This is a genomic window from Micromonospora sp. Llam0, from assembly GCF_003751085.1.
Lineage (GTDB): Bacteria > Actinomycetota > Actinomycetes > Mycobacteriales > Micromonosporaceae > Micromonospora_E.
The window spans coordinates 270,993-283,337 of record NZ_RJJY01000002.1; the positions used below are offsets into that span (position 1 = coordinate 270,993).

General features: G+C 70.4%; 9 protein-coding genes and 1 pseudogene. 5 read left to right on the forward strand and 5 right to left on the reverse strand.

Annotation, left to right across the window (positions count from 1 at the left end):
* The first annotated feature begins 9 nt into the window (after positions 1-9).
* Both EDC02_RS28265 and EDC02_RS28270 read left to right on the forward strand, forming a co-directional pair.
* Positions 10-1,209, forward strand: coding sequence for a DNA recombination protein RmuC (locus tag EDC02_RS28265; protein ID WP_123607173.1), 1,200 nt, complete (start codon positions 10-12; stop codon positions 1,207-1,209).
* A 192-nt stretch (positions 1,210-1,401) separates the two neighbouring features.
* Positions 1,402-4,659 carry a S8 family serine peptidase gene (locus tag EDC02_RS28270; RefSeq protein WP_123605382.1) on the forward strand — a complete coding sequence of 1,086 codons (3,258 nt, stop codon included), beginning with the start codon at positions 1,402-1,404 and terminating at the stop codon, positions 4,657-4,659.
* A gap of 147 nt (positions 4,660-4,806) precedes the next feature.
* Here EDC02_RS28270 and EDC02_RS28275 read toward each other — a convergent pair whose 3' ends face one another.
* Both EDC02_RS28275 and EDC02_RS28280 read right to left on the reverse strand, forming a co-directional pair.
* Entirely contained in the window at positions 4,807-5,271 is a 465-nt protein-coding gene (locus tag EDC02_RS28275) for a hypothetical protein (protein ID WP_123605383.1), read from the reverse strand.
* Positions 5,272-5,276: 5 nt separating this feature from the next.
* Positions 5,277-6,284: a 4-hydroxy-3-methylbut-2-enyl diphosphate reductase gene (locus EDC02_RS28280; RefSeq protein ID WP_123605384.1), complete on the reverse strand. Its 1,008-nt coding sequence runs from the start codon at positions 6,282-6,284 to the stop codon at positions 5,277-5,279.
* 133 nt (positions 6,285-6,417) lie between these two features.
* Between EDC02_RS28280 and xseA the strand changes: the two genes are divergently transcribed.
* The 3 genes and pseudogenes from xseA to EDC02_RS28295 all read left to right on the forward strand — a co-directional run.
* On the forward strand, positions 6,418-7,650 hold the full coding sequence (xseA, locus tag EDC02_RS28285) for an exodeoxyribonuclease VII large subunit (RefSeq protein WP_123607174.1): 1,233 nt from the start codon (positions 6,418-6,420) through the stop codon (positions 7,648-7,650).
* Between the two features lie 132 nt (positions 7,651-7,782).
* The gene (locus tag EDC02_RS28290) at positions 7,783-7,974 is read left to right on the forward strand and encodes an exodeoxyribonuclease VII small subunit (RefSeq protein ID WP_123607175.1); all 192 of its coding nucleotides are present in this window, start codon (positions 7,783-7,785) and stop codon (positions 7,972-7,974) included.
* Between the two features lie 454 nt (positions 7,975-8,428).
* Positions 8,429-9,994: pseudogene (locus tag EDC02_RS28295) on the forward strand (carbohydrate-binding protein); the annotation flags it as partial.
* Between the two features lie 537 nt (positions 9,995-10,531).
* On the opposite strand, the gene hpxZ reads toward EDC02_RS28295, so the two are convergent.
* From hpxZ to EDC02_RS28310, 3 genes are read right to left on the reverse strand one after another with little or no spacing between them, the layout of a single operon-like run.
* Positions 10,532-10,960: an oxalurate catabolism protein HpxZ gene (gene hpxZ / locus EDC02_RS28300; RefSeq protein ID WP_123605386.1), complete on the reverse strand. Its 429-nt coding sequence runs from the start codon at positions 10,958-10,960 to the stop codon at positions 10,532-10,534.
* Positions 10,960-11,631, reverse strand: a complete 672-nt coding sequence (locus EDC02_RS28305; RefSeq protein ID WP_233606484.1) for a cysteine hydrolase family protein — start codon at positions 11,629-11,631, stop codon at positions 10,960-10,962. Before EDC02_RS28305 ends, hpxZ begins: the two co-directional genes overlap by 1 nt.
* Positions 11,632-11,654: 23 nt before the next feature.
* Positions 11,655-12,344: a cysteine hydrolase family protein gene (locus EDC02_RS28310; RefSeq protein WP_199757948.1), complete on the reverse strand. Its 690-nt coding sequence runs from the start codon at positions 12,342-12,344 to the stop codon at positions 11,655-11,657.
* Between the last annotated feature and the right edge of the window lies 1 nt (position 12,345).

Consider the following 12,345-nt stretch of genomic DNA (forward strand, 5'->3'; position numbering starts at 1 on the left):
CTGTTTGACATGCTTCCGGGCGTGGATGTCGCGACGGTGGCGGTGGTGGTCGTCTGTCTGGGTTGTGGTGGGGCGCTGGGGTGGTTCGCCGCGCAGGCCCGGTCGGCGACCCAGATCGCGCGTCTGGATGCCACGCTGCGCGCCACCCGCGAGGGTGAGGGGCGGCTGGAGCAGTCGATGCGGGCGTTGTCGTACGAGGCGACCGCCCAGTCGCAGGAGGCGGTGGCGCGGGCGGTGGCACCGCTGCACGACGCGCTGCGCCGCTACGAGCAGCGGGTGGCCGAGCTGGAGCACGACCGGGTCGACGCGTACGCCGAACTGCGTGAGCAGGTCCGGGCGATGGGCGGGGTCTCCGCTGAGCTGCGTACCGAGACCAAGCAGCTGGTCGCGGCGCTGCGCGCGCCCCAGGTGCGTGGCCGGTGGGGTGAGCACCAGCTGCGGCGCATCGTCGAGGCGGCCGGAATGCTGGAGCACTGCGACTTCTCCGAGCAGGTGACCTCGCGGACCGAGCAGCAGACGGTCCGTCCGGACCTGGTGGTTCGGCTGCACGGCGGGCGCAGTGTGGTGGTCGACGCCAAGGCGCCGTTCGACGGCTATCTGTCCGCGATGGAGGCCCGCGAGGAGCGTAGCCGGGACCAGCACCTGGACAGTCACGCCCGGCAGCTGCGGACCCATGTGGACGCACTCGCCGCGAAGCAGTACTGGTCCGCGTTCGATCAGACTCCGGAGTTCGTGGTGCTGTTCGTGCCGGCCGACCCGTTCCTGGACGCCGCGTTGCAGCGCGACCCGGCTCTGCTGGAGCACGCGTTCAGCCGGGACATCGTGCTGGCCACCCCGGCGACGCTGGTGGCGCTGCTGCGCACGGTGGCGTACTCGTGGCGGCAGGAGGCGCTGGCCCGCAACGCGGTGGCGGTGCACGGACTCGCCCGTGAACTGTACGGGCGGCTGGCCACGCTGGGCGAGCACGTCACCAAACTGGGCAACGCGCTGGGTGGCGCGGTCACCGCGTACAACCGGGCGGTGGGATCGTTGGAAGGACGGGTCCTGGTGAGTGCGCGCAAACTCGCCGATCTCGGGGTCTCCGGCACCGATCTGACGCCACCGCCACAGGTCGAAGTGGCGCCGCGTCAGGTGCAGGCACCGGAGTTGGAAACGCCGTCGACCGGCGACGACCGGGCGCATCGGACACGTCCCGAGTGGACCGGTTGAGCTGGAAAAACCCCGGATTGACATTACTCATTGCAGGCATTTCACTACGACCACACCACCCATTCAGGGAAGTGCATGTCACGGGCTGGTCACAACGCTTGGCTAGGTAGTGACAGCGATCCACCGGAACACAAAGGATGCGGTCACACGTGCCCTGCACCACAGGGCCCAGTTCTTCCGGAGGAAGAGAACGTGAGTAAACCCCGCATCTGGAGACGGCGAACCTCTGCCGCGCTCCTGGCATCCGTCATGGTGGCCGGTGCCGTGACGCTGGCGGGTGGTGCGTCCACCGCGAGCGCCAACCCGTCGACCAAGGCCGACGTACTGAAGGACACCCCTACCGATACGTTGGGGTCGCACGATCTCGACCTGCTCGCCGAGGCGGAGGCGAAGAGCGAGCAGAGTGTCACCTTGCTGGTCGCCACCGAGCAGGGCCAGGCGCCGAAGGTCGCGGCCGAGCTGAAGAAGCTCGGCGGCGTGATCGGCAACCAGGTCGACGAGGTCGGCTACGTCCGGGCCCGCGTCCCGGTCAAGAACGTCATCGCGGCGTCGAAGCTGCCCGGGGTCTCGGCGGTCGACCTCAACGAGACGATCCCGATGCCGGACCCGGCGCCGGAGAGCATGGCGGCGGCTTCCTCCGTGGCGAGCACGACCACCGGCCCGGGGCCGGACACCGGAGCGGTCAACCCCTACATGCCGACCAGCGAAACCGGCGCGGTCTCGTTCAAGAAGAGCCACCCGCGCTGGGACGGCCGCAACGTCGTCGTGGGCATCATGGACTCCGGGATCGACCTGGACCACCCCGCGCTGCAGACCACCACCACCGGGGAGCGGAAGGTCATCGACTGGGTCACCCCCATCGACCCGGTGTACGAGAACGACGGCAGCTGGCGGCCGATGCTCACCAGCGTGAGCGGCCCGAGCTTCAGCTACGCCGGGGTCAGCTGGTCCGCGCCGGCCGGCGACTACATGATCAACCTGTTCTCGGAGTCGATCACCGCCGGTGGGGCGGCCGACGGTGACGTCAACCGCGACGGCGACACCAACGACCGGTTCGGCGTGCTGTACGACCCGGCCACCAACGACGTACGGGTCGACGTCGACCAGGACTTCGACTTCACCGACGAGCCGGTGATGCGCCCGTACCAGGAGAACTTCGACATCGGCCACTTCGGCACGGACGACCCGGCGACCCCGATCGCCGAGCAGGTGCCGTTCGTCGTCGAGTTCCGCACCGACGTCGACACCGCTCCGGTCGGCGGCCCCGGCCTGATCGACTACGTCAACATCGGGCTGATCTCGTCGTCGCACGGCACCCACGTGGCGGGCATCGTGGCCGCCAACGACATGCTGGGCAACGAGGACTTCGACGGCGCCGCGCCCGGCGCCAAGCTGGTCTCCTCGCGGGCCTGCACCTTCGCTGGCGGCTGCACCGCCGCCGCGTTGACCGACGGCATGATCGACCTGGTGATCAACCGGGGCGTCGACATCATCAACATGTCGATCGGTGGTCTGCCGGCGCTCAACGACGGCAACAACGCCCGCGCCGAGCTGTACAACATCCTGATCGACGTGTACGGCGTGCAGATGTTCATCTCCGCCGGCAACTCCGGCCCGGGCACCAACACCATCGGTGACCCGTCGGTGGCCTCCAGCGTGGTCAGCGTCGCCGCGAGCGTGAGCCGGGACACCTGGCTGGCCAACTACGGCTCCGAGGTGCGCACCCGCAACTCGCTGTTCCCGTTCTCGTCGCGCGGTCCGGCCGAGGACGGCGGGTTCAAGCCGAGCATCAGTGCCCCCGGCGCGGCCATCTCCACCGTCGCCGGCTGGGAGGAGGGCGGTCCGGTCCCCGAGGCCGGCTACCCGCTGCCGCCCGGCTACGCCATGTACAACGGCACGTCGATGGCCGCCCCGCAGGCCACCGGCGCGGTCGCCCTGCTGATGTCGGGCGTCAAGGCCAAGGATCTCGACGTCACCCCGGTGCAGCTGCGTCGGGCGCTGTACAGCGGTGCCCGCTGGATCAACGGTGCCTCCGCCCACGAGCAGGGCAACGGCATGCTGCACGTGGCCGACACCTGGAAGCTGCTGCGCGAGGGCATCGAGGTCAACGGCTACGACGTCACCGCTCCGGTCTGCACGCCGATCTCGGAGTACCTGGCCACCCCGCACGAGGGCACCGGCGTCTACAACCGGTGCGCCGCCGACGCCGGTGGTCACCGGCCGGGCCAGTTCAAGTCCTACCCGGTCACCATCACCCGGACCAGCGGCCCGGACGTCGACCTGCTGCACAAGCTCAAGTGGGTCGGCAACGACGGCACCTTCGCCGCTCCCGGCCAGGTGGTGCTGCCGCTGAACGAGGCCGTCACGTTCAACGTGCGGGCCACCCCGGACGCCGGCGTGCACAGCGCCATCCTCCGGGTGGACAACCCGTTCACCGCCACGGTCGACTTCGAGATCATGAACACCGTGGTGGCGTCGACCGCGATGACCAGCCCGGAGTACGAGTTCAGCACCTCCGGCAAGGTGGCGCGTAACGCGTACACGTCGTACTTCGTCACGGTGCCGGAAGGCGCGACGGCGCTGCAGGTCAGCCTGTCGGGCATCGCGGACGGATCGCAGACCCGGTTCATCGCGATCGACCCGTACGGCGTACCGCTGGAGAGCTCCAGCAGTCTGCGCTGCTACACCAACTTCTCCGACCCGAGCATCTGCAAGCCGGAGGAGCGGGACTACCAGAACCCGCTGCCGGGTGTCTGGGAGATCGAGGTGGAGTCGCGGCGGACCTCGCCGATGCTGCAGAACCCGTTCGAGCTGACCGTTCAGGTGCAGGGCGTCACCGTCGACCCGGCCACCACGGTGCTGGAGGACGTCACCCTCGGTGAGTCCACCCCGCTCAGCTGGACGGTGGAGAACACCTTCGGCCCGGTGATGGTCTCCGGGCAGGGCGGCTCGCTCGGCTCGGCGAACAGCGACCGGCCGACCATCGCCGACCTGGAGGTGCAGACCTTCCAGGTGACGGTCCCGGCCGGGGCGACCCAGCTGTTCGCGAAGATCGGCAACACCAGCGATCTCAGCGCCGACCTGGACCTGTTCGTCTACCGGGACGGTTCGCTGATCGCGTACACCGCCGACGGGGACTCCGAGGAGGCCGTGACGATCAACAACCCGGCACCCGGTGTCTACGACATCGAGGTCGACGGGTACTCGGTGCCGGCCGGCACCACCGAGTACGACTACCTGGACGTGTTCTACTCGACCGGGTTGGGCACCATCTCGGTCGAGTCGGGCTCGACGGAGCTGGCCAACGGCGCCAGCGCCACGCTCAGCGGCAGCGTCACGGTGGACGCCACTCCGGAGGCGGGCCGGGAGCTGTTCGGTGAGATGCTCGTCGTCACCGACCAGGGCGCGGTCGTCGGCCGCGGCGGGGTCTCGGTCAGCTCGGTGAGCTGACCTTCGGCTCGGCCGTACGACGGCAGAAGGGCCCACCCCGGCTCGGGGTGGGCCCTTCGCTGTGTCTACCGGCACCGAAGCCGGTGGCCGGCGCGGGCGCCAGGGTCGATGCTCGGCGGGGGTCAGGGTCGGTGGTCGCGTCGCCGGTCAGGCGGGCTCGACCCGCTGCACCATGAACGGGGTGCCCTGCTGGCAGGTGGTCATCAGGTCGGCCTGAACGTGACCGGTGACGCTCAGCCGGGCACCCGGGCGGATCAGGTCACGCGACCCGCCGACCAGCAGATAGCCGTCGAGCAGGTAGCAGTCGTGCTCCACCCCGGCCTCCACGGTGCCGGTCAGGGTCATCGGCCGTGACGACCCGGTCGACTTTTCCGGCCCCGGGGTGCCCCCCGGGACAGAGGTGGGCAGGTCCTCAGGCGGTCCAGGGGTCTGCGGTGCTGGGGTCACCGTGGCACCTCCGCTCGGTGATTCGGCTGCCGGCGGCGAGGACGGTGCGACCGTCACGGTCGGCACCGGGTCGGGGTCGGGCTCGGTGGTGGGTTCACCGGTGCCGCACGCCGGCAGCGCCAGGCAGGTCAGCAACAGGGGTACGCCGATCCGAGTGACTCTCATACCGGCTAGGACGCGGTGGCCGGGACGTCCGTTCCCACCGCCGCTGCCTTCATGTCCCGGCGCAGCTCGGACGGCAGCGAGAAGGTGATCGTCTCCTCGACCGTGGTGACCTGCTCGACGTCGGTGAAGCCCCGGTCGGCGAGGTGGTCGACCACCTGGTGAACGAGTTCGTCGGGAACGCTGGCACCGGAGGTCAGCCCGACGGTGGTCGCGTCGGCCAGCCAGGCGTCGTCGATCTCGTGGGCGAAGTCGATCAGGTAGCCGGCGCGGGCCCCGGCGTCGATCGCCACCTCGACCAGCCGCACCGAGTTGGACGAGTTACGGGAACCCACCACCAGCACCACGTCGCACTCGGCCCCGATCTGCTTGATCACCTGCTGGCGGTTCTGGGTGGCGTAGCAGATGTCGTCGGTCGGCGGCGACTGCAGCATCGGCAGCCGCCGCTTGAGGCGGGCGACCGTCTCCATGGTCTCGTCGACCGACAGCGTGGTCTGCGACAGCCAGACCACCTTCTCCGGGTCCCGTACGGTGATCTTGTCGGCGTCCTCCGGGCCGTCGACCAGCTGGATGTGCGCCGGGGCCTCGCCGGAGGTGCCGACCACCTCCTCGTGGCCCTCGTGGCCGATCAGCAGGATGTCGTAGTCCTGCGCCGCGTACCGGCGGGCCTCCTGGTGGACCTTGGTCACCAGCGGGCAGGTGGCGTCGATCGCCTTCAACGACCGCGCCTTCGCCTGCCGGTGCACCTCGGGGGCCACACCGTGCGCGGAGAAGACCACGGTCGAGCCGTGCGGGACCTCCTCGTTCTCCTCGACGAAGATCGCGCCCTTGGCCTCCAGGGTCGAGACCACATGCTTGTTGTGCACGATCTGCTTGCGTACGTAGACCGGGGCGCCGTACAGCTTCAGCGCCTCCTCCACGGTCTGTACCGCGCGGTCGACGCCGGCACAGTAGCCACGGGGGTTGGCCAGCAGCACCCGCTTGCGGTGGACCGGTTTCGCGTCAGGCTCGCTCACCCGGCCGAGTCTACGTGCCGTCGACCACGACGGCAGCGTGGCCGACCGGCGGGACCGGACCGGGGCCGACCGGCATTCGCCGACCGGCGGGGCGAGCGGCGATGGTGTCACCGCCCGCCCGTACCCTTGCCCGGTGACCGACACCGACGCGACGCCGCGCAGCAGCGCGGACGAGCCGTGGCCGGTCCGGGTGGTCAGCCAGAAGATCAGCGCCTGGATCGGCCGCCTCGGCTGGGTGTGGGTCGACGGGCAGGTCGCGCAGATCAGCCGACGGCCCGGCGCGAGCACGGTGTTCCTGACCCTGCGTGACCCGTCGGCCGACCTCAGCCTGACCGTCACCACCAACCGCGACGTGCTCGACCTCGGCGCGCCGGAGCTGACCGACGGCGCCCGGGTGGTGCTGCGCGCCAAGCCGGAGTTCTACCCGGCCCGGGGCACGCTCAGCCTGCGCGCCGACGAGATCCGCCAGGTCGGCCTCGGCGAGCTGCTGGCCCGGCTGGAAAAGCTGAAGAAGCTACTGGCCGCCGAGGGATTGTTCGACCGGGCCCGAAAGCGCCGCCCGCCGTTCCTGCCGCAGCGGATCGGGCTGATCACCGGCCGGGCATCGGCCGCCGAACGGGACGTGCTGACCAACGCCCGCCGACGTTGGCCGGCGGTCGACTTCCGGGTGGTCAACGTGGCGGTGCAGGGGTCCGGCGCGGTGCCGCAGATGATCGACGCGCTGGCGGTGCTCGACGCGGATCCGTCGATCGACGTGATCGTCATCGCCCGGGGCGGCGGCAGCGTCGAGGACCTGCTGCCGTTCTCCGACGAGGCGCTGTGCCGGGCGGTGTTCGGCTGCCGCACCCCGGTGGTCAGCGCCGTCGGTCACGAGACCGACGCGCCGCTGCTCGACTACGTGGCCGACGTACGGGCGTCCACGCCGACCGACGCCGGCAAACGGCTGGTGCCCGACCTGGCCGAGGAACTGCGACTGATCGCCCTGGCCCGGCACCGGCTTGACCGGGCGGTGGCCGGCCTGCTCGACCGGGAGACGCACCGGCTGGAGATGGTCCGGTCCCGCCCGGTGCTGGCCCGGCCGCAGGTGCTGCTGGACGGACGGGCCGGCGAGGTCGACGCGCTACGGGACCGGGCCACCCGGTGTCTTGAGCACCGACTGTCCGCCGGCACCGCCGGCCTGGGGCACACCCTGGCCCGGCTGCGCGCGCTGTCACCGGCCGCGACCCTCGACCGGGGGTACGCGATCGTGCAGGACACCGCCGGCGCGGTGGTCCGCTCCCCCGACGACGTCGCCGTCGGCGACCCGCTGCGGCTGCGACTGGCCGGCGGCGAGCTGCCGGCCGTCGCCGCCGCCCGACCCGAATGAGTGAGGCATCAGGTGACCACCAAGAAGGCAGCTGACCGCGGTACGGCGACCGGACCGAGGAACGCCGCGGCGGCTGGACCGGCGGGCGCTGCGGCGACCGGGCCGGCCGGCGGACCGCCGGCGGCGGATTCGCTGAGCTACGAACAGGCCCGCGCCGAGCTGGCCTCGGTGGTGGAGCGGCTGGAGTCCGGCGGCACCACGTTGGAGGAGTCGCTGGCGCTGTGGGAGCGCGGCGAGCAGCTGGCCGCCGCCTGTCAGCGCTGGCTGGACGGGGCTCGCCAGCGACTCGACGCCGCCCGCAGTGCCCGCTCCACCGACGGCTGAGCCGTCCGGGGCAGCTCACCCACGTACAACGGCATTTCGCCGCAATCCGGTCACGATCTTGCAAACTTGATAGACGTCACCCTATCCTCGCAGGGGAAAGCGCTTTCCGAAGCACTGGGCAACGGTGTGCTGCAGCACACCGGGCGGCGGGGACGTGAGGACGGTCCGGGTGACCTCGCGCCCTCAGCGCTGACGACCCCGCGTCCACGGGGCCCGATGAGCCGCCGACTCGTCCACAGCACCAAGAGCACCGCACCTGGGTCGAGGCGTCCCTGCCCCAGCCGCCGCCGTCGCGGGCCGATGGCCGTCCGTCGACGGCCGGGCAACGGCCACACCGGCGCTGCCGGCAGGTTGACCACGGGCTGCAACCGCGTGCCGCACCAGTTCGCCGGGGCGGCACGAATCCTCCAGCAGTCGAACCGATTCCAGCAGTCAAGACGAAGGCGAGACAACGATGAGACGACCAGTCGCACTGCGACTCCTCGCAGGGCTGGCCACCACGGCCGTGGCCGGCACGGTCGGCCTGGCACTGGCGATCCCGCAGGCCTCGGCGGCAACCGGCAGCGCCACCGGCTTCGCGACCCAGAACGGCGGCACCACCGGTGGCACAGGTGGACAGACCGTACGGGTCAGCACCGGTACCGCCCTGCACACAGCCCTGTGCAACCGGGCCAGCAGCAGCACCCCGATCGTCATCGAGGTCCAGGGAACGATCAACCACGGCAACACCAGCAAGGTCTCCGGCGACAGCTGCAACACCGCCGACGACGTGATCGAGCTCAAGCAGATCAGCAACGTGTCGATCATCGGCGTCGGCAGCGGAGCGGTCTTCGACCAGATCGGCATCCACATCCGCGAGGCCCGCAACATCATCATCCAGAACGTGACGGTCCGTAACGTCAAGAAGTCGGGCTCGCCGACCTCCAACGGCGGGGACGCCATCGGCATGGAGGCCGACGTCCGCAACATCTGGGTCGACCACGTCACGCTGGAGGCCTCCGGCGGCGAGTCGGCGGGCTTCGACGGCCTGTTCGACATGAAGAACAACACGCAGTACGTGACCCTGTCGTACAGCACCCTGCGCAACTCGGGCCGGGGCGGCCTGATCGGGTCCAGCGAGAGTGACCGGTCCAACGGCTACGTGACGTTCCACCACAACCTGTACGAGAACATCGACTCCCGCACGCCGCTGCTGCGCGGCGGCATCTCGCACATCTACAACAACTACTACGTCGACCTGCACGAGTCCGGCATCAACTCTCGGGCCGGCGGACGCGCCAAGGTGGACAACAACTACTTCCAGGACTCGAAGGACGTGCTGGGCACGTTCTACACCAGCGAGGCCGGCTACTGGCAGGTCAGCGGGAACATCTACGACAACGTGACCTGGTCGTCCCGCAGCGGCGACACCAACCCGGCCGGGCCGAACCCTACGTCGAACACCAGCGTCAGCATCCCGTACCCGTACAGCCTGGACGAGGCCAGCTGCGTGCCGAATCTGGTCCGTCAACTGGCCGGTGCCAACAAGGGCAACCGCATCTCGGACGGCAGTTGCACGCCGACCTCGCCGACCTCGCCGCCCCCGTCGAACCCGCCGAGCCCCACGCCGACCGTGCCGCCGACGCCCGGCCCGGACGGACGGTACGAGGCGGAGTACTCGCCGGCCTCCTGCGACGGTGACATCGAGTCGGAGCACTCCGGATACTCCGGCGGCGGGTACTGCAACACCGAGAACGCCTCGGGCGCGGCGTCACAGTTCCTGGTCAGCTCCAGTGGAGGCACCACGGACCTGACCATCCGGCATGCCAACGGCGGCTCAGGCAACCGGCCGGCGAACCTGGTGGTCAACGGCTCGACCGTGCGGCAAGGGGTCGCGTTCAGCCCGACCGGGGGGTGGACCAGCTGGTCGAACGTTTCCGTGTCTGTACCTCTCAACAGCGGGACCAACACGATCCGGTTGGTCGCCGCCGACGCCGAGGGCCTGAGCAACATCGACTATCTGCAGGTGTCCGGTGGCACCGGGCCCGACCCGACGCCGAGCCCGACGGCCCCCCAACCCACCTCGTCCCCGACCCAACCCGGTGGCACCAACTTGAGCATCGGAGCCGGCTCGGACGGTTCCAGCAAGGCCAGTGGGACCAGCTACGGCGATGTCCGGGACGGCGACCTGGGCACCTACTGGTCGCCGAGCGGCTCCACCGGACGTATCTCGATCAAGTGGGGCTCGGACACCACCGTCTCCGCGGTCAACATCCGGGAGGCGTCGGGTGCCGTCGGCAACGTCGGGTCGTGGCGGCTGTACAACCACGACACCGGCGCCACCCTCGCGACCGGCAGCGGTGCCGGCGTGATCACTTTCGCGCCGACCACACTACGCAAGATCAGCTTCGAGATCACCGGTGCGTCCGGAACCCCGCAGATCGCCGAGTTCGAAACGTACGCCTGACAAGACCTGCGCCTGATCGGCGGGCACACGCTACCGCTGACCCGCTCCACGCGTGAATGAGCCGAACACCAGATACCTTTCCCGCATCGGATCAGGTGTCTGGTGTTCGGCTCATGCCGTCGGATCGACGGCAGGGTCGGTGGCAGGGTCGGTGGCAGGCGGGGCGGCCGGCTCGGAGACGTGGGCGCTGACGATGCGCCAGCCGGCCGTGCAGCGTACCCAGGTCTGTGACTGCCGGCCGGAGACGGTGCCGCCGGGATAGTCGAACCGGCAGGTCACCACCGCGACATCGGTGCCGAAGGTGGTGATCACCACGTCGTGCAGCCGCCGGCCGGGCGGCAGCGGCGGCTGCGCCGCCCGCCACCGACGCTGCTCCTCGATGCCGTACTGGTGGTCGGCGACGCCGAACCGCACCGTGTGCTCGGACGGCCAGAAGTAGTCGACGATCGCCGCGACGTCGTTGTCGACCAACGCCTTTTCGTAGCTGTCGAAGGCCGCCCGGACCTCGGCGAGCACGTCCGGACGGTTCACTTCGCCCATCACGGCGTGACCGGGGTGAGGGCGGCGAGCAGGTCCGCCGAGTCGGTGACCCAGCCGAAGATGCCGCCCTGCGCGGCGATCATCTCCAGGCCGACCGAGTGGAACCGGGGGAAGTACGACCCGACGCAGTCGGCCAGCACCAGGCACTCGTAGCCGCGGTCGTTGGCCTCCCGGACCGTGGTGTGCACGCAGACCTCGGTGGTCACCCCGGTGACCAGCAGGCTGGTGATCGACCGCTCGGCGAGCAGGCCGTCCAGCTCGGTGGCGTAGAAGGCGCCCTTGCCCGGTTTGTCGATCACCAGCTCGCCGCCGACCGGCGCGAGCTCGTCGACGATGTCGTGGCCGTACTCGCCACGGATCAGGATCCGACCGAACCGACCGGGGTCGCCGATCCGCCGGCTCGGCCCGCCCCGCCGCAGCTTCGCCGACGGGCAGTCGGACAGGTCCGGCAGGTGCCCTTCCCGGGTGTGCACGATGGTCAGGCCGGTCGCGCGGGCGGCGGCGAGCACCCGCCGCAGCGGAGCGATGGTACGGCGCAGCTGCGTGACGTCGTTGCCGAGGCTCTCGCCGAATCCGCCCGGCTCCAGGAAGTCGCGCTGCATGTCGATGACGAGCAACGCGGTGGTGGCCGGCTCGAAGGTGTACGTGGCTGGCCGGGCCGGTACCCGCACCGGCTGCTCCGCCGCCGGACCGTTCACCGCCCGGTCGCCGCGATCACGTCGTCGGCGGTGGCCACCGCGCCGAAGACCCCGCCCTGCATGGTCACCATCTTCAGGGCGGCGGTGTGGTTGCCCGGATCGGTGGCGCCGGTGCAGTCGGCGAGGATCAGGCACTCGTAGCCGCGGTCGTTGGCTTCCCGCATCGTCGTGTGCACGCAGACGTCGGTGGTGATCCCGGTGAGCAGCAGGTGGGTGATCCCGTGGGTACGCAGCACCAGGTCCAGGTTGGTGGCGTAGAAGGCGCCCTTGCCCGGCTTGTCGACGATCACCTCGCCGTCGACCGGGGCGGCCTCGGGCACGATTTCCCAGCCCGGCTCGCCCTTGATCAGGATGCGGCCGCACGGCCCGGGCCCGCCGATCTCGGCGCCGATCCGGGCCGACCGCCACTTCTTGTTGGCCGGCAGGTCGGACAGGTCGGGGGCGTGACCCTCGCGGGTGTGCACCACCAGCATGCCGAGGGAGCGGGCGTGCGCCAGCAGCCGGGCGGTGGCCGGCAGGCCGGCCCGGGTCAGGCCGATGTCGTAGCCCATGGCGTCGACGTACCCGCCGGGGCCGCAGAAGTCGGTCTGCCAGTCGATGCAGAGCAGCGCGGCCCGCTCGACCGGTACGGTTCCGTCGTACGGCCAGGCGTAGGGGTCCGCCTTGACCGGGCCGATCAGGGCCATC